28 protein-coding genes are annotated in these 21,742 nt (G+C 58.2%); 16 read left to right on the top strand and 12 right to left on the bottom strand.

Annotated features, from left to right (window positions below):
- The 8 genes from PMI30_RS20480 to PMI30_RS20515 all read left to right on the top strand — a co-directional run.
- Nucleotides 1-1,106, top strand: a 1,106-nt coding sequence (locus PMI30_RS20480) for an NAD(P)(+) transhydrogenase (Re/Si-specific) subunit beta (RefSeq protein ID WP_008008057.1), incomplete at its 5' end; no start/stop codon positions are given.
- 189 nt (nt 1,107-1,295) lie between these two features.
- Nucleotides 1,296-2,789 (top strand): acetyl-CoA hydrolase/transferase family protein, encoded by a 1,494-nt coding sequence (locus tag PMI30_RS20485; RefSeq protein WP_008008055.1) that lies wholly within the window; start codon nt 1,296-1,298, stop codon nt 2,787-2,789.
- A 319-nt stretch (nt 2,790-3,108) separates the two neighbouring features.
- Complete coding sequence (locus tag PMI30_RS20490) at nt 3,109-3,324, top strand: DUF1127 domain-containing protein (RefSeq protein ID WP_007902752.1); 216 nt, start codon at nt 3,109-3,111, stop codon at nt 3,322-3,324.
- Between the two features lie 259 nt (nt 3,325-3,583).
- Entirely contained in the window at nt 3,584-3,793 is a 210-nt protein-coding gene (locus PMI30_RS20495) for a DUF1127 domain-containing protein (RefSeq protein WP_008008052.1), read from the top strand.
- Nucleotides 3,794-3,929: 136 nt separating this feature from the next.
- Nucleotides 3,930-4,247 (top strand): DUF2388 domain-containing protein, encoded by a 318-nt coding sequence (locus PMI30_RS20500; RefSeq protein ID WP_007902756.1) that lies wholly within the window; start codon nt 3,930-3,932, stop codon nt 4,245-4,247.
- Nucleotides 4,248-4,469: 222 nt separating this feature from the next.
- On the top strand, nt 4,470-4,787 hold the full coding sequence (locus tag PMI30_RS20505; protein ID WP_008008049.1) for a DUF2388 domain-containing protein: 318 nt from the start codon (nt 4,470-4,472) through the stop codon (nt 4,785-4,787).
- Nucleotides 4,788-4,815: 28 nt separating this feature from the next.
- Nucleotides 4,816-5,136, top strand: a complete 321-nt coding sequence (locus PMI30_RS20510) for a DUF2388 domain-containing protein (protein WP_008008047.1) — start codon at nt 4,816-4,818, stop codon at nt 5,134-5,136.
- The gene (locus tag PMI30_RS20515; protein WP_008008045.1) at nt 5,133-7,094 is read left to right on the top strand and encodes a DUF7844 domain-containing protein; all 1,962 of its coding nucleotides are present in this window, start codon (nt 5,133-5,135) and stop codon (nt 7,092-7,094) included. The genes PMI30_RS20510 and PMI30_RS20515 overlap by 4 nt, the downstream gene beginning before the upstream one ends.
- Nucleotides 7,095-7,194: 100 nt before the next feature.
- Here the strand turns inward: PMI30_RS20515 and PMI30_RS20520 are convergent, their stop codons facing one another.
- The 3 genes from PMI30_RS20520 to trpB form a co-directional block, all read right to left on the bottom strand.
- Nucleotides 7,195-7,650 (bottom strand): anti-virulence regulator CigR family protein, encoded by a 456-nt coding sequence (locus PMI30_RS20520; RefSeq protein WP_008008043.1) that lies wholly within the window; start codon nt 7,648-7,650, stop codon nt 7,195-7,197.
- Nucleotides 7,651-7,770: 120 nt separating this feature from the next.
- Nucleotides 7,771-8,583, bottom strand: coding sequence for a tryptophan synthase subunit alpha (gene trpA / locus PMI30_RS20525; RefSeq protein WP_008008042.1), 813 nt, complete (start codon nt 8,581-8,583; stop codon nt 7,771-7,773).
- The gene (gene trpB, locus PMI30_RS20530; protein ID WP_007902766.1) at nt 8,583-9,818 is read right to left on the bottom strand and encodes a tryptophan synthase subunit beta; all 1,236 of its coding nucleotides are present in this window, start codon (nt 9,816-9,818) and stop codon (nt 8,583-8,585) included. Before trpB ends, trpA begins: the two co-directional genes overlap by 1 nt.
- A gap of 112 nt (nt 9,819-9,930) precedes the next feature.
- Between trpB and PMI30_RS20535 the strand changes: the two genes are divergently transcribed.
- Entirely contained in the window at nt 9,931-10,824 is an 894-nt protein-coding gene (locus tag PMI30_RS20535; RefSeq protein ID WP_008008038.1) for a LysR family transcriptional regulator, read from the top strand.
- On the opposite strand, the gene PMI30_RS20540 is transcribed toward PMI30_RS20535, so the two are convergent.
- Nucleotides 10,821-11,147, bottom strand: coding sequence for a DUF883 family protein (locus PMI30_RS20540; RefSeq protein WP_008008037.1), 327 nt, complete (start codon nt 11,145-11,147; stop codon nt 10,821-10,823). The genes PMI30_RS20535 and PMI30_RS20540 overlap by 4 nt on opposite strands.
- 154 nt (nt 11,148-11,301) lie before the next feature.
- On the opposite strand from PMI30_RS20540, the gene PMI30_RS20545 reads away from it, so the two are divergent.
- Nucleotides 11,302-11,517, top strand: coding sequence for a dodecin (locus PMI30_RS20545; protein WP_007902773.1), 216 nt, complete (start codon nt 11,302-11,304; stop codon nt 11,515-11,517).
- Nucleotides 11,518-11,646: 129 nt separating this feature from the next.
- Nucleotides 11,647-11,871 carry a DUF1161 domain-containing protein gene (locus PMI30_RS20550; RefSeq protein ID WP_008008034.1) on the top strand — a complete coding sequence of 75 codons (225 nt, stop codon included), beginning with the start codon at nt 11,647-11,649 and terminating at the stop codon, nt 11,869-11,871.
- A 64-nt stretch (nt 11,872-11,935) separates the two neighbouring features.
- Here the strand turns inward: PMI30_RS20550 and PMI30_RS20555 are convergent, their stop codons facing one another.
- Nucleotides 11,936-12,937, bottom strand: coding sequence for an LLM class flavin-dependent oxidoreductase (locus tag PMI30_RS20555; protein ID WP_008008032.1), 1,002 nt, complete (start codon nt 12,935-12,937; stop codon nt 11,936-11,938).
- 238 nt (nt 12,938-13,175) lie between these two features.
- On the opposite strand from PMI30_RS20555, the gene PMI30_RS20560 reads away from it, so the two are divergent.
- Together PMI30_RS20560 and PMI30_RS20565 are read left to right on the top strand one after the other, a co-directional pair.
- The gene (locus PMI30_RS20560) at nt 13,176-13,607 is read left to right on the top strand and encodes an OsmC family protein (protein ID WP_008008030.1); all 432 of its coding nucleotides are present in this window, start codon (nt 13,176-13,178) and stop codon (nt 13,605-13,607) included.
- 171 nt (nt 13,608-13,778) lie between these two features.
- Nucleotides 13,779-14,012 (top strand): DUF1161 domain-containing protein, encoded by a 234-nt coding sequence (locus PMI30_RS20565; RefSeq protein ID WP_008008029.1) that lies wholly within the window; start codon nt 13,779-13,781, stop codon nt 14,010-14,012.
- A 6-nt stretch (nt 14,013-14,018) separates the two neighbouring features.
- Here the strand turns inward: PMI30_RS20565 and PMI30_RS20570 are convergent, their stop codons facing one another.
- On the bottom strand, nt 14,019-14,438 hold the full coding sequence (locus PMI30_RS20570) for a PA0061/PA0062 family lipoprotein (protein WP_008008026.1): 420 nt from the start codon (nt 14,436-14,438) through the stop codon (nt 14,019-14,021).
- 40 nt (nt 14,439-14,478) lie between these two features.
- Nucleotides 14,479-14,895 (bottom strand): PA0061/PA0062 family lipoprotein, encoded by a 417-nt coding sequence (locus PMI30_RS20575; RefSeq protein WP_008008024.1) that lies wholly within the window; start codon nt 14,893-14,895, stop codon nt 14,479-14,481.
- Nucleotides 14,896-14,953: 58 nt separating this feature from the next.
- Between PMI30_RS20575 and PMI30_RS20580 the strand changes: the two genes are divergently transcribed.
- Nucleotides 14,954-16,045 carry an aminopeptidase gene (locus PMI30_RS20580; RefSeq protein ID WP_032835082.1) on the top strand — a complete coding sequence of 364 codons (1,092 nt, stop codon included), beginning with the start codon at nt 14,954-14,956 and terminating at the stop codon, nt 16,043-16,045.
- Between the two features lie 89 nt (nt 16,046-16,134).
- Here PMI30_RS20580 and PMI30_RS20585 read toward each other — a convergent pair whose 3' ends face one another.
- From PMI30_RS20585 to PMI30_RS20595, 3 genes are all read right to left on the bottom strand, one after another.
- Entirely contained in the window at nt 16,135-16,593 is a 459-nt protein-coding gene (locus tag PMI30_RS20585) for an REP-associated tyrosine transposase (RefSeq protein ID WP_008008021.1), read from the bottom strand.
- Nucleotides 16,594-16,768: 175 nt separating this feature from the next.
- On the bottom strand, nt 16,769-17,419 hold the full coding sequence (locus PMI30_RS20590) for an HAD family hydrolase (RefSeq protein ID WP_008008019.1): 651 nt from the start codon (nt 17,417-17,419) through the stop codon (nt 16,769-16,771).
- A gap of 36 nt (nt 17,420-17,455) precedes the next feature.
- The gene (locus PMI30_RS20595; RefSeq protein WP_008008017.1) at nt 17,456-18,010 is read right to left on the bottom strand and encodes a gamma carbonic anhydrase family protein; all 555 of its coding nucleotides are present in this window, start codon (nt 18,008-18,010) and stop codon (nt 17,456-17,458) included.
- A 101-nt stretch (nt 18,011-18,111) separates the two neighbouring features.
- Here PMI30_RS20595 and prlC point away from each other — a divergent pair, with 101 nt between their 5' ends.
- A complete protein-coding gene (prlC, locus tag PMI30_RS20600) occupies nt 18,112-20,163 on the top strand; it encodes an oligopeptidase A (protein WP_008008015.1) in 2,052 nt (683 codons plus the stop codon).
- The gene (locus tag PMI30_RS20605; protein WP_008008013.1) at nt 20,160-20,447 is read left to right on the top strand and encodes a YheV family putative zinc ribbon protein; all 288 of its coding nucleotides are present in this window, start codon (nt 20,160-20,162) and stop codon (nt 20,445-20,447) included. The genes prlC and PMI30_RS20605 overlap by 4 nt, the downstream gene beginning before the upstream one ends.
- A 46-nt stretch (nt 20,448-20,493) precedes the next feature.
- On the opposite strand, the gene PMI30_RS20610 is transcribed toward PMI30_RS20605, so the two are convergent.
- Entirely contained in the window at nt 20,494-21,141 is a 648-nt protein-coding gene (locus PMI30_RS20610; RefSeq protein WP_008008010.1) for a phosphatase domain-containing protein, read from the bottom strand.
- 228 nt (nt 21,142-21,369) lie between these two features.
- Nucleotides 21,370-21,672: a hypothetical protein gene (locus PMI30_RS20615; protein WP_008008008.1), complete on the bottom strand. Its 303-nt coding sequence runs from the start codon at nt 21,670-21,672 to the stop codon at nt 21,370-21,372.
- Nucleotides 21,673-21,742 lie beyond the last annotated feature (70 nt).

Genomic DNA, 21,742 nt, shown 5'->3' with positions numbered 1-21,742 from the left:
CGGCGGTGGTCGAGCCGCAATCTCTGGGCATCGTTAAACAGCTGGGTGATTCCATTCCTGCCGGTAACCGCCTGGAACTGTTCCTCGGCGCAGCCATCGGTGCAATCACCTTCTCCGGTTCGGTGATCGCGTTCGGCAAGCTTTCGGGCAAGTACAAGTTCCGCCTGTTCCAGGGCGCACCGGTACAGTTCAGCGGTCAGCACAAACTGAACCTGCTGCTGGGTATGGCGACGCTGGCACTGGGCGTCACCTTCATGCTGACCGGCAATCTAAGCGCGTTTGCTCTGATGCTGGCCCTGGCCTTCGTGATGGGCGTGCTGATCATCATCCCGATCGGCGGCGCAGACATGCCCGTCGTGGTGTCGATGCTCAACAGTTACTCCGGCTGGGCAGCAGCGGGTATCGGCTTCTCGCTGAACAACTCGATGCTGATCATTGCCGGCTCCCTGGTGGGCTCAAGCGGTGCGATTCTCTCGTACATTATGTGCAAGGCGATGAACCGTTCGTTCTTCAACGTACTGCTCGGCGGTTTCGGCAACACAGCAGATGCCGCTGGCCCGGCAGGCTCGAAAGAAGCGCGCCCGGTGAAATCCGGTTCGGCTGACGACGCTACCTTCCTGCTGACCAACGCCGACACCGTGATCATCGTTCCGGGCTATGGCCTGGCGGTGGCACGGGCGCAGCACGCATTGAAAGAGCTGACCGAAAAGCTGACCCACCGTGGTGTGACCGTGAAGTATGCGATTCACCCCGTTGCGGGCCGGATGCCTGGCCACATGAACGTATTGCTGGCCGAGGCCGAAGTGCCTTACGACCAGGTGTTCGAGATGGAAGACATCAACTCCGAGTTCGGTCAGGCCGACGTGGTGCTGGTGCTCGGCGCCAACGACGTGGTTAACCCAGCGGCCAAGAACGATCCGAAATCGCCAATTGCCGGCATGCCGATTCTCGAAGCGTTCAAAGCCAAGACCATCATCGTCAACAAGCGCTCGATGGCCAGCGGCTATGCCGGTCTGGACAACGAGCTGTTCTACCTGGACAAGACCATGATGGTTTTCGGCGACGCCAAGAAAGTCATCGAAGACATGGTCAAAGCCGTCGAGTAACACTCTTCGGCAACCTGAAACGCCCCGACTCGTCGGGGCGTTTTTGTTTGTGGTTGTTACTGATCCTGTAACGGTGTTTTGTCTGAAAAGCCCAGAATAGACGCCTCGAATGCGACCTTGGTAGCGGGACGGGTACCCATAAAATTAACTAGACTGCGCCCCTTGCTTCCGTTGCCCGAGATAACAATCATGTACCGTGACCGTATTCGCTTGCCTTCATTGTTGGACAAGGTGATGAGCGCCGCCGACGCTGCCGCTCTGATTCAGGACGGCATGACCGTCGGCATGAGCGGCTTTACCCGAGCCGGCGAAGCCAAGGCCGTGCCTCATGCACTGGCCGAGCGCGCCAAGGTCACGCCGCTGAAAATCACCCTGATGACCGGTGCCAGCCTGGGCAACGACCTCGACAAACAACTGACTGAAGCCGGCGTACTGTCACGACGCATGCCGTTCCAGGTGGACAGCACCCTGCGCAAGGCGATCAATGCCGGCGAAGTCATGTTCATCGACCAGCACCTGTCGGAAACCGTTGAGCTACTGCGTAACCAACAACTCAAGCTACCGGACATCGCGGTGATCGAAGCCGTGGCAATCACCGAGCAGGGCCATATCGTGCCGACCACCTCGGTAGGTAACTCGGCCAGCTTCGCGATTTTCGCCAAACACGTGATCGTCGAGATCAACCTGGCTCACAACCCGAATCTCGAAGGCCTGCACGACATCTATATCCCGACCTACCGGCCGACCCGCACGCCTATTCCGCTGGTGAAGGTCGACGACCGCATCGGCAGTACCGCCATCCCGATACCGCCAGAAAAAATCGTCGCGATCGTGATCACTAACCAGTCCGACTCGCCGTCCACTGTCTTGCCACCCGACAGCGACACACAAGCCATCGCTGACCATCTGATCGATTTCTTCAAACAAGAAGTGGTTGCCGGTCGCATGACCAACAAGCTCGGCCCGCTGCAAGCCGGTATCGGCACTATCGCCAATTCGGTGATGTGCGGCTTGATCGACTCGCCGTTTGAAGACCTGACCATGTACTCCGAAGTGCTGCAGGACTCGACTTTCGACCTGATCGACGCCGGCAAGCTGAGCTTTGCTTCCGGCAGTTCGATCACCCTGTCGAGCCGGCGCAATGCCGATGTGTTCGGGAATCTGGAGCACTATAAGGACAAGCTGGTGCTGCGCCCTCAGGAAATCTCGAACCATCCCGAAGTGGTACGACGCCTGGGCATCATTGGCATTAACACTGCCCTGGAGTTCGACCTGTACGGCAACGTCAATTCCACCCACGTCTGCGGCACGCGGATGATGAACGGCATCGGCGGCTCCGGTGATTTCGCGCGCAATGCGCACCTGGCGATCTTTGTCACCAAGTCGATTGCCAAGGGTGGCGCGATTTCCAGCGTGGTCCCGATGGTCAGCCACGTCGACCACACAGAACATGACGTCGACATTCTCGTGACCGAGATAGGCCTGGCCGACCTGCGTGGCCTGGCACCGCGTGAGCGCGCCCGGGTCATCATCGACAACTGCGTTCACCCGGACTATCGACCAGCCTTGAATGACTACTTCACTGCCGCTTGCGCAGTCGGCGGGCATACCCCGCACATCCTTCGCGATGCCCTGAGTTGGCACATAAACCTGGAAGAAACCGGGCGCATGCTGGCGGTGTAATTGATACAGATTGCAGCTGACGCAAACACAGTTTCGTCAGCTCGCGGTGATAACACTCCACACCGTCAAAAACTGTACTGCTGTACCGGTCTTTTCCTACGGTATTTTCCTACCTTTTGTGTTGAATGAAGCAAAAATGCACTGCATTAGTGCGCATAGGTACAGTTGCCTCAATTTCGACCAGTACACTGCCTTTTAACAGTTAACTGGTCTCTCACAATACAGGTGAACTGTATCTACAGAGACTGGCCAAACGAGAGGATCATTGGCATCAGTTAAACCACTACCTAATCCCGCCATAAGCGGAAGGATGTCTACCATGGAACGTACACTCAGTTCCGAACTGTTCTTCGAAGATACTGCTGCAAAAACCCAGGCTTCCATGCCTCTGCGCGTTATCGCCAACCTGATGCTGTGGCAGCGCCGCATCTCCAGCCGCCATCAACTGGCTCGTCTGGATTCGCGTCTGCTGGCTGACGCCGGGATTAGCGAAGCACAACGCTACGAAGAGCTGAGCAAGCCGTTCTGGCGCTAAGTTAGCGTCGCTGGCTCTGATCCTCCGGATCCACCGCCAGCAACCCGAATTGAACAAACAAAACCCGTCGTGGGAAACCACGACGGGTTTTGTCGTTTTGGAGCGTTCACATTGGGTCGTACAGAAGAGATAGTCTCAATAGGTACAGTTTATATATTCAACAAATTGAACCAGTACAATTTCATCGGAGTGTGTCTGTGCCCGCAGGCGTAGGGGGGTCACCATTGAATCCCGACAAGCTGGCAAAAGGACCGCGCCCATGAATAACTTACTAAATGTTTCCATCGTCACACCGCAAGCTAAGCCCCGCTTGACCAAGCTTCGAGGATTACTGAGAGCGTTCGCCGACAGCCTGGAAAGGGCTCGCACCCGACGGTTACTGGGCCAACTCAATGATCAACAGCTCTCGGATCTGGGCATCAGTCATGCCGACCGCCTCAACGAAGTGGACAAACCGTTCTGGCGCTAGCTTTGTCCATTAACAGACGGGACTGTTCTAACCGAGGTGCACAGGCCTAATATCCAGATAGAACGTGGCGAACGCTTTACGACAGGCGTCAGATCCTGAGCCACCTCTAAATCGGTCTATCCAAAGGAGCTACCCCATGTCCCGTCTACGTCTGCTCAGCGCTGCCGCCCTGCTTGCCGTTGCTGCCAATTCCCACGCCACCAGCTTTATCGTGACCACCGATTCCATTGTGGGTGGACTGAAGGCGTCCTCTGACGCAACGTCGGATGTCTCGTCGTCCTTTCGCGACGACAAAATCGTCCGTGCCGCTCGTGACGATGCCGCCAGCTTCGTCGCCAGTGAAGGCGCCATTCGTGGTGTGAAACTGGAAAGCGCGCTCGACCACATCCGCCAACAGACTCCACAACTGAATGCGACCGACGCACAGCTGGCCCAGGCCATCCTGACGATCTAAGCGACAGCTCTGACGCGGGACACGCCCTGACGCTGTTCAGTTAAACGCAATCCATGTGGGAGCAGGCTTGCTCGCGAAGGCGTCAGCACATCCAATATTGATGTCACCTGACACACTGCTTTCGCGAGCAAGCCCGCTCCCACAGGTGTCCCAATGTTTCGGCGCTGGCTCTAGCCCGGGCATTGCGCTAGCCTTGGGACTCGCTTTCAGCTATCGAGCCTCATGCGTTTTCTTTCCAATCTGTCGATCACTGCGGTTTTTCTGGCGGCTTGCTGGTCGGGTTCGGCCCATGCCTTCGATGCTTTCAACCTCTCTACGCAAGGCACCGTGGCCAGCGGTTACGCCTCCAGCATGGTGACCTCCGCCCCCTTCGACCATAAACTGCTGATCGCCGCCCGGGATGACGCTGCCGCGTTCATTGCCAGTGACGGTCAACTGCGAGGATCGCAACTGGAGTCCGCCTTGATTTACCTGCGCCAGACCCAGCCAAAACTTCATGCCAGCGACCTTGAACTGGCAGAGGCAATTCTCGTCCAATAGTTATCCCTTGTTCCTCCGGAGTCGTTCCATGCGTAGCCCGCTGATTGCTGCCACCCTTGGCCTGCTGTTGTTGGCCGACGTGGCCCAGGCGCACACCCTGGTAGCCACCAGTAACATCATCATTCGTGCCTCCCAGCGCACGCTTGATTTCACGTCCGATACCACCACGTCCATCCGTGATTCGAAGATCGTCCGTGAAGCCCACGACGATGCGGCCAGTTTCGTCGCCAGCGACGGTGAAATCCGCGGCGCGCACCTGGAAGCGGCCTTCGACACCTTGCGCACCCGCGTACCGGAAGCCCGAGACGCCAGTGATCAGGTTCTCGCCGAAGCCATCCTCGCACTGTGAAGTCGTTAGGCGCCTGGCTGCTGGCCGGGGTTGTGTTGCTGCTTGGCAACACGGCTCAGGCCGGCCTGCAATTACGGCTCAAGACCGACGGTCTGAGCCCCGCGCAACAGCAGGCCAGTCAGGCACTGCTCGATGAAGCCATGCAGGCGTTACCGCCGCGCTTCATCGAGCAACTGGACCGGCGCATTGATGTCGGCTGGACCGACGAAATGCCGAGCGATGCTTACGGTCAGGCATCGCTGGTGTCCGAGCTGGACCTGAATCGCAATCTGCTCGCCAGCCTCACCAACGGCAGCGCCGCGACCCAAAAAACGTATCGTCCCCACGGCACCGTGCGCCGGGAAATGCTCGCCACGGTGTTGCACGAACTCACCCACATTTATGACCGCGCGCGCCTGTGGCCAGCCGCCGAGCGCACGCTGATCCAGCGTTGCACGCAACGTAACAGCAGCTCCGGGCTGATCGGCATCCCCGATCAATGCCGTGGGCAGACGGAGCGACGCTGGACCCTCAGCGATGATCCTCGTCTGCTGGATTTGGCCGGTTGGCCGCAATACGTCGGTCGACGCGGTGAGCGCGAACAGCACAACCGGCAGATTGCCCGCAGCCCGGACATCTACGAGACGAGCAGCCCGAAGGAGTTCGTCGCGGTCAATATGGAGTACTTCCTCCTCGACCCAAGCTATGCCTGCCGTCGTCCTGCGCTGTATCGCTACTACAAGGAACATTTCGGTTGGGCGCCCGCCGCCAAAGACACATGCGCCCAATCATTCGCCTTCCTCAATGCGGGTAACGACTTCGCCAAGCAGCCCTTGGGTCAGGTCGATCCGGAGCGGGTTTACGCTGTTGACTATCTACTGGCAGAAGCCAACCAGAACTGGGTCAGCCGCTGGGGCCACAGCATGCTGCGACTGGTGATCTGTGCACCGGGTCGGCCTCGCGGGCCGGATTGTCGACTGGATCTGGATCAGCATCTGGTGTTGTCCTACCGCGCATTCGTCGGTGACCTACAGTTGTCGAGCTGGGATGGACTGGTGGGTAAATATCCGTCACGCCTGTTTGTCTTGCCGCTGGCCCAGGTGATAGACGAATACACCAAGACCGAACTGCGCAGCCTGGCATCGGTGCCGCTGAACCTGTCGCACAGCGAGATCGAAGACGTGGTGGAACACGCCGCGGAGATGCACTGGAGTTACGACGGCAACTATTTTTTCCTGTCCAACAACTGCGCGGTAGAAGGCCTGAAATTACTGCGCAGCAGCACCAACAATGCGCAACTGGTCGGCCTCGACAGCATCATGCCCAACGGTTTGCTGGAAGTGCTCAAGGGGCGCGGATTGGCAGACACCAGCGTGCTGGACGATCCCCGCGAAGCACTGCGCCTGGGCTATCGCTTCGACTCCTTCCGCGAGCGTTATCAAGCGATGTTCGAAGTGCTGAAAAAGCATTTGCCGATCAAGCAGGACAAGGTCGAGGACTGGCTGTCCTTGAAAGCTGAAGAGCGCCGCAAATGGATTGATCAGGCTGACTTACGCACCAGCGCGGCATTGCTACTGCTGGAGCAGGCCAGTTTCCGTCAGCAGATGGTGCTGGCCCAGGACGAAGTGAAGCAACGTTATCTGGGTGCTCGGGAACTGAAGAATGGCGGCATGGATAAGGCCAATGCGACCTTGCAGGAGATTCTCGCCAACAGCGGCTTCCTCAGTCGTCCGGCCGAACTGCTCGGCACCGGAGGTTATGGTTTGCCGCAACCGAACGAGTGGACGCGCCTGGAGTCGGAAAGCAACCTGCGCCAGAAGCAACTGCAAGCGCTGACCGGGGATCTCGACAAGGAAGTGAGAGCACTGCTCGAACCGAGTCGAGCCGCCGAGATGGCCGCCAATGAAGCCAACCTGAAGCAGGTTGGCGAACATTTGCGCAAGCTGCACAAGGCTGCGGGTGGGTTGGAGTTGCCCTGAAAGCAAAAGATCGCAGCCTTCGGCAGCTCCTACAGAGGTATCGCATTCCCCTGTAGGAGCCGCCGAAGGTTGCGATCTTTTTGTATTCAACCGCGAGCGGTCAGTAGAGCACCCCATCCAGAATCTCGTAAACAATCCCGGTGCCTACGGCGATCAACACAATATCGCCGCCCGCTCGACGCCACTCGTAACCCGGGTAATACGGCAGTCGGCCCAACGCGCGGTTATCCAGGCGCTCTCCGTAATAACCGTGAGGCAGCGGCCGGCCACGGACCAGATGAACACCTGGAGGTGGCGGCGCACCGCGTACGAAATAACCATGGTTATCGTGGATAGTCTGACGCACCGGGCCGAAATCCCGTGGTGGACCGCCGCGACGATTGTCCTGCGGGCCACGGTGATCGTCGCCACGATTGTCACCGCGGTTATCGTAATGGCCCTGCTGCGGCCCGCCTCGGCCGTTATCGTCGCGCTGATCGGCGCTGGCGTGCAGCAATGGAGTCGCACAGAGCATCAGCACGCCCAGGCTGGCAATCAGACGTTTCGGCATTTTCATCAGGTCTTTCCTCACAGCCATACAGCAAAAAGGGCTTCAGAACGTAGTCCTGAAGCCCTCGGTCTTGCTGTTTAGTCTGTGCTGCGAAGCTCTAATTCCTCTGTATCAGGAACTTTACCTTCAGCTGACCCGCGCCTTACGTACGCCGTCAGACAAGGCCGCGCACAGGCTGAGTACTCCCTCCACAGCCTGATCTGGCGTTGAGGCATTGGCAATGTGATCGATCAACGCCGACCCCACCACCACACCGTCGGCCAGACGCGCGATGGCCGCCGCTTGCTCCGGTGTGCGGATACCAAAACCGATGCTGATCGGCAGATCGGTATGGCGACGCAGACGGGTGACGGCTTCTTCGACATGTTCCAGAGTCGCCGCGCCCGCACCGGTCACACCCGCCACCGATACGTAGTAAACAAAGCCGGAACTGCCGTTCAATACAGTCGGCAAGCGCACGTCATCAGTCGTCGGAGTGGTCAGACGGATGAAGTCCAGGCCCGCCGCCTGTGCCGGGTCGCACAGCTCGCCATTATGCTCGGGCGGCATGTCGACCACGATCAGGCCATCGACACCGGCCTCTTTGGCTTCAGCGATGAAACGCGGCACGCCGTACATGTGAATAGGGTTGAAGTAACCCATCAGCACCAGCGGCGTCTCATTATTGCCTTCGCGGAACTCGCGAACCATTTGCAGGGTTTTCGCCAGGTTCTGTTTGGCGCCCAAGGCACGAATGTTGGCCAGTTGAATCGCCGGGCCATCGGCCATCGGATCGGTGAAGGGCATGCCCAACTCGATTACGTCGGCACCTGCTCCCGGCAAACCTTTGAGGATCGCCAGCGACGTGTCGTAGCTCGGATCGCCAGCGGTCACGAAGGTCACCAGGGCGGCGCGGTTCTGTTCCTTGAGTTCGGCAAAACGCGTTTGCAGGCGGCTCATCAGTGTTTCTCCTGCTTGGATTGCTCTTGTTGAGAGTGTTCCATGTGGTGCATCACGGTCTGCATGTCTTTGTCGCCACGGCCGGACAGGTTGACCACCATCAAGTGATCTTTCGGCAGGGTCGGTGCGCGTTTGAACACTTCGGCCAAGGCATGGGCGCTTTCCAGTGCAGGAATAATCCCTTCCAGGCGGCAGCATTTGTGGAATGCGTCGAGGGCTTCGTCGTCGGTCACCGAGGTGTACTGGACGCGGCCGATGTCATGCAACCAGGCGTGTTCCGGGCCAATGCCTGGATAGTCGAGGCCGGCAGAGATCGAGTGAGCGTCGATGATCTGGCCATCGTCGTCCTGCAACAGGAAAGTACGGTTGCCGTGCAGCACGCCCGGTACGCCGCCGTTCAGGCTGGCCGCGTGCTTGCCGGTTTCGATGCCGTAACCGGCGGCTTCGACGCCGATGATCTCAACGCTCTTGTCATCGAGGAACGGGTGGAACAGGCCCATGGCGTTGGAACCACCGCCAATGCACGCCACCAGGCTGTCTGGCAGACGGCCTTCCTGGGCTTGCAACTGCTCGCGGGTTTCCTTGCCGATCACAGCCTGGAAGTCACGAACCATGGCCGGGTACGGGTGCGGACCGGCCACGGTGCCGATCAGGTAGAAGGTGCTGTCGACGTTGGTGACCCAGTCACGCAGGGCTTCGTTCATCGCATCTTTAAGGGTGCCGGTGCCAGCGACCACCGGGATCACTTCAGCGCCCAGCAGCTTCATGCGAAACACGTTGGCTTGCTGACGTTCGATGTCAGTGGTGCCCATGTAGATCACGCAATCGAGGCCGAAACGCGCGGCCACGGTGGCGGTCGCCACGCCGTGCATACCAGCGCCGGTCTCGGCAATGATGCGTTTCTTGCCCATGCGCCGCGCCAGCAGGATCTGGCCGATGCAGTTGTTGATCTTGTGCGCGCCGGTGTGGTTCAGCTCTTCGCGCTTGAGGTAAATCTTCGCGCCGCCGCAGAACTCCGTCAGACGTTCGGCAAAATACAGTGGGCTTGGGCGTCCGACGTAATCTCGCTGGAAGTAGGCCAATTCTTCTTTGAACGCCGGATCTTCCTTGGCCGCTTCGTATTCGCGGGCCAGATCGAGGATCAACGGCATCAGGGTTTCGGCGACGTAACGGCCACCGAACGCGCCGAACAGGCCGTTGGCGTCGGGGCCGTTGCGCAGATTAGTCTGGGTCATGGGTCGCTCCAGTTGTATTCGAGAGGTGACGATGGGGTTCACTCTACCCCTGACGTCCCGCACTGAAAACCGATAAGATCGCCACAACCTGTCAGGAAAACTCACAGATCCCATGAGCCACGACCTTCCTCCGCTGAACGCCCTTCGCGCCTTCGAAGCCACTGCCCGCCTGAACAGCGTCAGTCAGGCCGCCGAACAGCTGCACGTCACTCATGGTGCGGTCAGCCGACAACTCAAGGCGCTGGAAGAACACCTCGGTGTGAGTCTGTTCATCAAGGATGGACGCGGCCTGAAACTCACAGATGCCGGTGTCCGTTTGCGCGATGTCAGCGGTGAGGCCTTCGAGCGATTGCGCAGCGTTTGCGCCGAATTGACCCAAAGCACTGCCGATGCGCCGTTCGTGCTCGGCTGTTCGGGCAGCCTGCTGGCGCGCTGGTTTATCCCGCGCTTGGGGCGACTCAATGCGGACCTGCCGGATCTGCGTTTGCACCTGTCGGCTGGTGAAGGCGATCTCGATCCACGGCGGCCCGGCCTGGATGCCTTGCTGGTGTTTGCCGAGCCGCCATGGCCGGCGGACATGCAGGTCTACGAATTGGCCAGCGAACGCATCGGCCCGGTCATGAGCCCACGATTCGTCGGCTGCGAAAAGCTGCAGAATGCACCGGCTCACGCGCTGCTGACCGAACCCTTGCTGCACACCACCTCACGTCCGCAAGCCTGGCCGAGTTGGGCACAGCAAAGCGGCCTCGACGGCAAGGCGCTGAAGTACGGTCAGGGTTTCGAGCATTTGTATTATTTGCTGGAGGCAGCAGTCGCCGGGCTGGGCGTGGCCATCGCGCCCGAGCCGCTGGTGGCCGAAGACGTGAAGGCCGGTCGCCTGGTTGCGCCATGGGGTTTCTGTGAAACCCCGGCGCAACTGGCGTTGTGGCTACCCAAGCGCGCCGCGGACGGGCGCGCTCGGCAGCTGGCGCAGTGGCTTAAAAACGAACTGCGCCAGGCACCTTAGTTACCACGTCTGCACAATAGATAGGCCGCGAGCAGGCCCAGCGCACCAACGGCGACACCGGCTGTAGTCCAAGGGTGTTCCTGGGCGTAGTCACGTGTCGCGATCCCGGTTTCACGGGTTTTGACCTTGACCTCTTCATAGGCATCGGAGAGCAAATGACGCGAATGCTTCAGCGCGTTCTCGGCGTTGATTTTCAGCGTTTTAAGGGTTTTACGCGACTCGTCCGAGGCGTCGTCCTTCAGGCTTTCCAACGATTTCAGCAGACTCTCGATTTCGGCTTCCATGCTTTGCAATGAGGCTTTGCGTAACGAGGTATTGGCCATGGTGGCTCTCCTGCATTGTTTGAGTTGCGTGTGTTGGTTGGGACTTCAGGGGTTGGAGAAAGTGCAGTAAATCTGAACTTCCATCCGGATTGGTCGACAGAAGAAATAAGAAAAATCACTGCTAGGCTGTATTTCACACCCTTAGGAGAACGCCATGACTGACCATCACACCTACAAGAAAGTCGAACTGGTTGGCTCATCCACCACCAGCATTGAAGACGCCATCAACAATGCCCTGGCCGAAGCCAACAAAAGCCTCAAGTACATGGAATGGTTTGAAGTGACCGAGACCCGCGGACACATCAAGGACGGCAAAGCAGCACACTTCCAGGTGACGCTCAAAGTCGGATTCCGGATTGCCAGTAGCTGAGTTTGAGCTAGTCTTCTGAACTTGCGCGCTGGCCGAATGCCATAGGGAATGGCAGAGCGCTACGCGGTGAGCGCATCCAGCCGATAACTGGATGCTCTCCCCTATTGATCCGACCAGAGAGTGCAACCCATGAAGAAGTTTATTTTGGCGGTAGGCTTGTTGAGCCTTGCGGGAACAGCCTTTGCCCAAGGCAAATCGTGCGACGAGCTGAAAGCCGAAATCGCAGCGAAACTGGATGCCAAGGGCATTTCCAATTACACACTGGAGATCGTCGACAAAGGCGCTGCTGCTGACGGAAAAGTCGTCGGCACCTGTGAAAAAGGCTCCAGGCAAATCGTCTACAAGCAGGGCTGACCGCCCTCGAAAATGAAAAAGCCGACGCAATGGCGTCGGCTTTTTTGTGGGTGCAGCTTGCGCTTCAGCCCTTCATGACCTGCGCCAGCAACTCATAGGAGTGAATACGATCAGCATGTTCGTACAGGTCGCAGGTAAAAATCAGCTCATCCGCCTGAGTCTGCTCGATCAGCACTTCCAGCTTGGCGCGAATTTTCTGCGGGCTGCCGACCATGGCAAGGCCAAGGAAATCACCGACCGCCTCTCTCTCATGAGGCAGCCACAGGCCGTCCATGGTCTTCACTGGCGGGCGTTGCACCAGGCTCTGGCCACGCATCAACGCGAGAATCCGCTGGTAGACCGAAGTGGCCAGGTAGTCGGCTTGCTCATCAGTGTCTGCAGCCACCAGTGGCACGCCAAGCATCACGTAAGGCTTATCCAAAACCGCTGAAGGCTTGAAGTGGTTGCGGTAAACGCGAATCGCCTCATGCATGAAGCGCGGTGCGAAATGTGAGGCGAAGGCGTAGGGCAAACCGCGCTCACCCGCCAGCTGAGCACTGAACAAGCTCGAACCCAGCAACCAGATCGGAACATTGGTGCCGGTCCCCGGCATGGCAATGATCCGCTGATCCGGCGTGCGTGGGCCGAGATAGCGCATCAGTTCAGTCACGTCTTGCGGGAAGTCGTCGGCACTGCCGGAGCGCTCACGACGCAAGGCGCGGGCGGTCATCTGATCGGAGCCGGGGGCGCGCCCCAGGCCCAGGTCGATCCGTCCCGGGTACAGACTTTCAAGGGTACCGAACTGCTCGGCGATCACCAGTGGCGCGTGGTTGGGCAGCATCACGCCACCCGAACCGACACGAATGGTCGAAGTGCCGCCAGCCAAATAGCCCAACAGGACCGAAGTCGCCGAACTGGCGATCCCGTCCATGTTGTGGTGTTCGGCGACCCAAAAACGGTTGTAGCCGAATTTTTCGACGTGCTGCGCCAAGTCCAGGGAATTGCGCAGAGACTGGGCCGCACTGCCGTTCTCCCGCACGGGCACCAGATCGAGGGTCGAAAACTTGATATCGGATAGTCGTTTCATAAACCTGCTTCTCCAATGGGTAAGCAGGTTTTTTCACGAACGAAAACCTGCCGAGTCTATAAGCGTGTTCTATGCAATGAGGGCATATACCCGAGTTTCAATAGGAGAGACAAAATTCCTACGCGATTAGAGGACCGATCAGATGAGGTGAACTTTGCCTGACGGTCTATCCTCAGAACCCTGGTAACCGAAAACCACGAAGGCGCGACGTTTCGCGCCGGATCTTGAGGAGGCAGGCATGGCTATCACAAAGAAAGCATCGGCTCATTGGGAAGGTGATCTGAAAACCGGTATCGGCTCGATTTCCACGGAAACCGGCGTCCTCAGAGACGCGCCCTACGGCTTCAAGGCCCGTTTCGAAGGGGGTAAAGGCACCAATCCGGAAGAGCTGATCGGCGCGGCTCACGCGGGCTGTTTTTCCATGGCGTTTTCAATGATTCTCGGCGAGGCCAACCTTAAGGCCGACAGTATCGACACCACTGCTGAAGTTACCCTGGACCAGGTAGACGGTGGCTTTGCAATCACAGCGGTAAAACTGATTCTCAAGGCGAAAATCCCCGGGGCGACCCAGGCGCAATTCGAGGAACTGAGCAACAAAGCCAAAGAAGGCTGCCCGGTGTCCAAAGTGTTGAATGCGAAAATCAGCCTGGATGCGACGTTGGTCAGCTGATAATGGGTTGATACGCTAGCTGATAAGAGATCGCAGCCTTCGCGGGCTCCCTTGCGCAGGTTGCGGTCTTTTTTTGTCCTGAAACATAACCAGACTGACAAAACTGTGGTCGAATAAATGACAGCAGCTTCAGCGCATCACCATGCGCGCTGCCTCAAGGGAGCTTCAACCATGAAACGTTTTGCCTTGGCGGTTATCTGTTGCGCGCTGGCCACATCGGCCCTCGCGGCACCGAAATCCTGTGAGGAACTCAAGGCCGAGATCGAAGCCAAGATCCAGGCCAATAACGTCTCGTCCTACACGCTGGAAATCGTCACCAACGACGAAGTCCACGATCAGAACATGGTGGTCGGCACGTGCGAAAACGGCACCAAAAAAATCATCTACCAAAAAAATGACCGTTGATTCGTCTCACATGACGCAGTTGGTCAGTCGATCCTCGGCAACAATCTCCCGCTTGGCGTTATAGAGCCGGGCGCTGGGGGTGAACGCCAGAGAACGCGCTTCCAGCAGGTAACGCTGGCCGGCCTCGAAATGGTCGTAGTTGATGGTCAGGTAGCACAGCCGCTCCAGCGGAGCATTCATCAGGCCCGAGCCACCGCCATACACTTCAAAGTCGAAACGTACCCTCAGTTCATGGCTACCCGGGGTGACCTGGAAGTAACGCCCGTCGCTCAGCCGCTGGTTGTCCAGCCGTTCGGCCATCAGCAGTTTCCCGCCGGGGCTCGGCGTAGCGAAGTCGACCCAGGCCATCTGCGGATCGACCGCCGGCAACGGACTCGTGCAACCGACAAAGGCGCCTGCAGCGAGCAACAGCAACAACCTGCGCATGATGAATTTCCCAAGGACTGATAATTCAGCATAGCGTCGATCAAGTACGTTGGCAGCCTGCCGGTGTGCCCTGTCCAATCACTTTTCGCTGTTGATCATAGAGCTTCGCCCACGGCCTAAAGCCGATATACCCCGCTTGCAGCTGATACCGTTGACCGGCGTTGAAGTCCTTGAATTTCACATTCAACTGGCAGTCGCGCCACAGCGGCTCGGCGTCGGGGCCAATGTTGGTCGGCTGGACTGCGAACAGGTAGCGAACCGTCAGCTCATGGCTACCCGGCTGCACCTCGAAGTAGCGCTTATCGATGGAAGCCTTGTCATCGACTTCCACCGCTTGCAGCGCGGTGTCTTCCTGCCGTGAATCCAGATCGATCCATGCCTGCGAAGGATCAGGGGTGGGCAATCCAGCACAACCGGCCAGCATCAGCAGGCCTCCCGTCAGCATCAACTTGCGCATAGCGGAGCTCCAATAGGCGGGATAGTCTTGCGGGCAGACTTTCCAGGGATTTTTTATTTTGATCAGGCCGCGTCCAAGCCTTGGGTTACTTGATCGCGTTTTACGCATTTTGTTTCCGGGGATGCTTCTTTTGTTATTTAACGGCTGCGCCAGCATCAGCTATTACGGCCAATTGGCCAGTGGTCAGCTGCACTTGCTGCGGGCACGGGAGCCGGTTTCCAGTGTGATTGCCGATCCCGGTCGCGATCAGCAATTGCGCGCGCATCTGGCCCAATCACAAAAGGCCCGGACATTCGCCAGCCAACACCTGCACCTGCCGGACAACCAGAGCTACCGCCTGTACGCCGACATCGGCCGACCGTTTGTAGTCTGGAACGTCTTTGCCACGCCGGAGTTTTCGCTGAAGCCACAGAACCATTGCTTCCCCATCGCTGGCTGCGTCGCCTATCGCGGGTATTACAGCCAGAGCGCTGCCCGCGGTGAGGCCGCGTTGCAACGATTGCAAGGTATGGACGTGTCGATTGGCGGCGTCGAGGCCTATTCGACGCTCGGTTGGTTCAACGACCCGATCATGAGCTCGATGATGGGTTGGGGCGACGAACGGTTGGCCACGCTGATTTTCCACGAACTCGCCCATCAACGTTTTTATGTGAAAGACGACACCGAGTTCAACGAGTCCTTCGCCACCTTCGTCGAGCAGGAAGGCACTCGCCAATGGCGCGCATTCCGAGACATGCCACCGGATAATGGAGCTTTGGTGCGGCAACGCGATCAGTTCATCCAGTTGGTTCTGGACACCCGCAAGAGGCTGGAGCGGCTTTACGCCCTGCCACTGCCTGCCGAGCACATGCGCGAGCGCAAAGCGGCAGAGTTCGAACAATTGCGCCGTGAATACCGGACGCTACGCGACAGCCAATGGGCCGGGAACAAACGCTACGATGCCTGGATCAACACCCCGATGAACAATGCCCGACTGTTGCCGTTTGGTTTGTATGACCAATGGGTACCGGCGTTTGCCGCGTTGTTCGGGCAAGTCGATGGGGATTGGGTGAGGTTTTATGCGGCGGTGGAGAAATTGGGCGCATTGCCGGTTGGGGAGCGTAAGGCGGCGTTGAAGGCGTTGGCGGGATCAGCGAGTTCCGGTGGCTGAGCGGGCCTCTTCGCGGGCAAGCCTCGCTCCTACAGGGGCCTTCGATCATCTGTAGGAGCGAGGCTTGCCCGCGAAGGCGTCTTTGAATGTCACAACCAAATTGCATCCCACAACGGATAGTCCCCAATCTTCTCCACCAGCCCCGCTCGCAACGGATTGGCGACGATGTATCGAGCAACTGCCTGCAAGTCTTCTTCCTTGCGAATGGCGCGATCATGATAGCCGTGCTGCCAAACCGGACCTTGACGGCGAATCGAGCGATTGACCGTCACCGCAATCCGGGACTTGGTACGGGCGATCAATGTAGGTAGCTGAGTATTTTTTAACTCAATCAGCCAATGAAAGTGATCGGGCATCACAACCCAGGCTAACGTTGTCGCAAACTCTTCTCGCTCAGCCGTCCTTAAAGCATCGACCACCAGACGCCCGTTATTGAAGTTGCGAAACAACGGTTCTCGATTCAAAACCACGGCAGTCAGCAGGTAAATCTGTCCTGACTCCGAATATCGCCCGGAGCGCAATCGATGAGCATGTTTGAGTTCTGGCAATGATGATCCTCCTTGATCGTGGCCGGAGTGTTAAGGCTAGGACGATTAGAAGGGATTGGAGCGAGAACAGTTGCTCAGGATGTGTCTGGGGGGGACGCCTTCGCGGGCAAGCCTCGCTCCTACAGGGGCCGTCGATCATCTGTAGGAGCGAGGCTTGCCCGCGAAGGCGATTCAACTAACGCTGCAAAAACGCCTGATGCATCTCCTCCAGCGTCTCGAAGTGATACGCCGGTGCTTCGGCGCTCAACTCTTCCCGGCTGCCAAACCCATAACCCACCGCTGCCGCGTCCAGTCCATTGCTGCGGGCGCCGATCAGATCGTGTTTACGGTCGCCAATCATCAGCGTATTGGCCGGGTCCAGGCCTTCTTCGCTCATCAAGTGGGCAATCAGCTCGACCTTGTTGGTCCGAGTGCCATCCAGCTCGCTGCCGTAAATCACTTTGAAATGCCTGGCGAAGTCGAAGTGTCGGGCGATTTCCCGGGCGAAAACCCATGGTTTGGAGGTCGCGATGTACAGCTGTCGCCCTTGCCCAACCAGGGTTTCCAGCAGTGGCGTGACGCCGTCGAACACGCGGTTTTCATACAGACCGGTGACCTTGAAGCGCTCGCGATAGAAGTTCACCGCTTCCCAGGCCTTGGGCTCGTCGAAGTCGTAGAACTGCATGAACGCTTGCAACAACGGCGGGCCGATGAAGTGCTCGAGTCTGGTCAGGTCCGGCTCATCGATCCCCAGTTTGCCCAAGGCGAACTGGATGGAGCGGGTAATGCCTTCGCGCGGGTCGGTCAGCGTGCCATCAAGGTCGAACAGTACGGTTTGGTAATGCATGAAAATTCCTGAGCAATAGCGAGACACTTTCCGTTATTAAAAGGCTTGGAGCTGGTCGTAGCCTTCGGCCAGGTGCAGATCCTTGAGCTTCACGTAGTTCGCCGCGCTGTAGGTGAAAAAGGCTTTTTCCTTGTCAGTCAGCGGTCGGATCTGTTTCACCGGGCTACCGACATAGAGAAACCCGCTTTCCAGGCGCTTGCCCGGGGGCACCAGGCTGCCGGCACCGATGATCACATCGTCCTCGACGACCGCACCGTCCATGACGATGCTGCCCATGCCGATCAGAATCCGGTTACCCACGGCGCAGCCATGAAGCATGACTTTATGCGCGATGGTCACATCGTCACCGATCAGCAGCGGGAAGCCATCGGGGTTGAATGGTCCGGCGTGGGTAATGTGCAACACGCAGCCGTCCTGCACGCTGGTGCGTGCACCGATTCGGATGCGGTGCATGTCGCCGCGGATCACTGTCAGCGGCCAGACGGAGCTGTCTTCGCCGATTTCGACGTCGCCGATCACCACCGCCGAGCCGTCGACAAAGGCGCCTTTACCCAGCAGCGGCGTGTGGTTCTGATACTTGCGAAGGGTCACGATAGGCTCTCTCTCTTTTGCTGATAGCTGCGGTGAGCGTCGATTGTAATTAAGATGGGGCCATGTTTCTTCCCGCATGTTTTCCAGCCAAGGTGCCAACCGTGAGCGTGAACAACCCTCTTCTGCAGTCCTACGACCTGCCGCCATTCTCGGCGATCCGTGCCGAACACGTGCAACCGGCCATTGAAAAGATCCTGGCTGACAACCGCGCCGCCATCGTCGACATCCTCAAAACCCAGGGCAAACAACCGACCTGGGCTGGCCTGGTGCTGGCGATGGATGAACTCAACGATCGTCTGGGCGCCGCCTGGAGCCCGGTCAGCCATCTCAACGCCGTGTGCAACAGCGCTGAGTTGCGCGAAGCCTATGAGTCCTGCCTGCCGGCCCTGAGCGCCTACGCCACCGAGCTGGGCCAGAACCGTGAACTGTTTCAGGCCTATGAAGCGCTGGCTAACAGCCCGGAGGCCGCCGGTTTCGACGTCGCACAGAAAACCATCCTGGAACACGCCCTGCGTGACTTCCGTCTGTCGGGTATCGACCTGCCTGAAGCCGAACAAAAGCGTTACGCCGACGTGCAGAGCAAACTGTCGGAGCTGGGCAGCCGCTTCTCCAACCAGCTGCTCGACGCCACCCAGGCCTGGACCAAGCACGTCACCGACGAAGCCGCCCTCGCCGGTCTGACCGAGTCGGCCAAGGCGCAAATGGCCGCCGCCGCGCAAGCCAAAGAGCTCGATGGCTGGTTGATCACCCTGGAATTCCCGAGTTACTACGCGGTGATGACCTACGCCCAGGACCGCGCCCTGCGTGAAGAAGTCTACGCCGCCTACTGCACCCGTGCGTCGGACCAAGGCCCGAATGCCGGTCAGAATGACAACGGACCGGTCATGGAAGAAATCCTCGACCTGCGTCAGGAACTGGCAAAACTATTGGGTTTCACCAGCTTCTCGGAGCTGAGCCTGGCCACCAAAATGGCCGAATCCAATGATCAGGTACTGAGTTTCCTGCGCGACCTGGCCAAGCGCAGCAAACCGTTCGCCATCCAGGATCTGCAACAGCTCAAGGCCTACGCCGCCGAACAGGGCTGCCCGGAGCTGCAAAGCTGGGACAGTGGTTTCTACGGTGAAAAACTTCGCGAACAGCGCTATAGCGTCGCCCAGGAAACCCTTCGCGCGTACTTCCCGATCGACAAGGTTCTGGGTGGTTTGTTCAGCATCGTCCAGCGCCTGTACGGCATCGAGATCGCCGAGCTGAAAGGCTTCGATACCTGGCATCCAGACGTCCGCCTGTTCGAAATCAAGGAAAACGGCCAGCACGTCGGCCGGTTCTTCTTCGATCTGTATGCCCGCGCCAACAAGCGCGGCGGGGCCTGGATGGATGGCGCCCGCGATCATCGCCGCACGATCAACGGCGTGCTGCAAAGCCCAGTGGCGAATCTGGTGTGCAACTTCACCCCGGCCGACAGCGGTAAACCAGCCCTGCTGACCCACGATGAAGTGACCACCCTGTTCCACGAATTCGGTCACGGCCTGCATCACCTGCTGACCCGCGTCGAGCACGCTGGCGTGTCCGGCATCAATGGCGTGGCCTGGGATGCGGTCGAGCTGCCAAGCCAGTTCATGGAAAACTGGTGCTGGGAGCCAGAAGGTCTGGCGCTGATTTCCGGTCACTACGAAACCGGCGAGCCGTTGCCTCAGGATCTGCTGGAGAAAATGCTCGCGGCGAAGAACTTCCAGTCCGGCCTGATGATGGTCCGCCAACTGGAATTCTCGCTGTTCGACTTCGAATTGCACGCCACCCACGGCGACGGCCGCAGCGTGCTGCAAGTGCTCGAAGGCGTGCGCGACGAAGTCTCGGTCATGCGTCCGCCAGCCTACAACCGTTTCCCCAACAGCTTCGCCCACATCTTTGCCGGTGGTTACGCGGCGGGTTACTACAGCTATAAGTGGGCTGAAGTATTGTCGGCCGATGCCTTCTCGAAATTCGAAGAAGACGGCGTGCTCAATGCCGAGACCGGCCGCGCGTTCCGTGAAGCGATCCTGGCGCGTGGTGGTTCCCAAGAGCCAATGGTGCTGTTCGTCGACTTCCGTGGCCGTGCGCCATCGATTGACGCACTCTTGCGCCACAGCGGCCTGAGTGAGGACGCGGCAGCATGAGTGAGGGACCTGTGATTACCAAAAAACGCTTTATCGCCGGGGCGGTCTGCCCGGCCTGCAGCGAGCCGGACAAGTTGATGATGTGGAGCGAAGACACAGTTCCGCATCGCGAGTGCGTGGCCTGCGGGTATTCCGACACGCTGAATGAACAAGGTCTGTCGGTGCCCAAGGAATTGGGCACGCGGGTCAATACCTTGGCGCTCAAGGTGCCGGACGCCAAGGTCCAGGCCGTGCAGTTTTTTCCGAACCCGAAGTTGAAGAAGAAACCAGACGAGCACCACTGAGTGCCGGAAACCACCTTCCACTGCGCCATGCAGTGGGAGGTATTACTTACTCGACATGGGCCGATTTGAACCAGTTCTTCATCGAGCAACTGGCAAATGGACTCGTGCTGCAATCACCATTGGCCAACGCCGTACGAAGTTTGTCGACATCGGCCTGCATCATGTAACGCACACCGTCCTTGAAATGGGTGCTGTCACCAAAGCCACCCTGGGTCATTTCGTTCAGGGCATCCTCTTTGCTCCAGCCTTGCACCACCACCCGGTACATCGCGGCCATCAGGCCGGTACGATCCGAACCGTGTTTACAGTGCATAAGCACAGGGCCTTTGGCCTCGGCGGTCTGAATTGTGCGAAGGGCCTTGAGCACATCCGCATCATCCACGTGATTGGTGCGATAAGGCAGTTGTACCTGCGCGATACCTGGCGTGGATAACCAGCGTGAATCCGATTCGGGCAAGAAGTTGATAACGGTTGCGACCTTGAGCCTTTCCAGTAACGGCACCGCTCCCTGATCCGGCAATGCGCTGCGATAGAGCGTCGGGGACATTTGATAGAGGTTGTATTGCACTTCGACCGATTGGGCCCATTCCGCCGGGCGGGGGGACGCGATGTCGTCCGCATGGGCCAATGTCAGATTGAAAAATGCGGCCAGTGACAATAGAAATGTCGCAGGCAAGAGGTGCAGTCGGGACATGCTCGGACAACCGTATTGAATAGGTGCTGCATAGCTTCAGCCGCGAGCAGTCAAAGGCCTGTGAGCCTGCCGTCAAAGAATCGTGAATTGAACGGCTCATCCGGATTTCTTCGCAACCCCTGTGAACTTCTCTAATAAAAACGACACGGAGAAGTTCCGTATCGTTTAGGAGCAATCACTGAACCATAAATTTATCAATATTCATGGATAGCTGAAGCAAAGTTGCAATCAAGGGTTAATGATTTTTGAATAGGCTTTCGCCAAGGCAACCAAAACAACTTTATCTTGCGCGTCGATTCCACCATTTCCGTTGACATCGGGTACTCCACCCATGGTAAAGGTCACACCGCCATCATTCGACACGGCCTCGCGGGTACTGGAGTCCAGCAGCGAATACGTAAGTGCTCGGTTTTCAGGATCATAACCTTCCTCCTTCAGCGCAAACTGCATGGAAACCCGAACTTCTTTTGGACTAACGATTGAAGGAGTCAGTAATTGTAAAAACACGCCACGCTGATTGTATACAGACATCTATTAAATCCTTTTAATATTGAAAACACGACAACTTCGTGTGAAGCGAAGAATACTAACAACACAGATA

The organism is Pseudomonas sp. GM50, from assembly GCF_000282375.1.
Lineage (GTDB): Bacteria > Pseudomonadota > Gammaproteobacteria > Pseudomonadales > Pseudomonadaceae > Aquipseudomonas.
The sequence above is the reverse complement of the archived record's forward strand: the minus strand, read 5'-3'. Positions and strand labels throughout refer to the sequence as shown.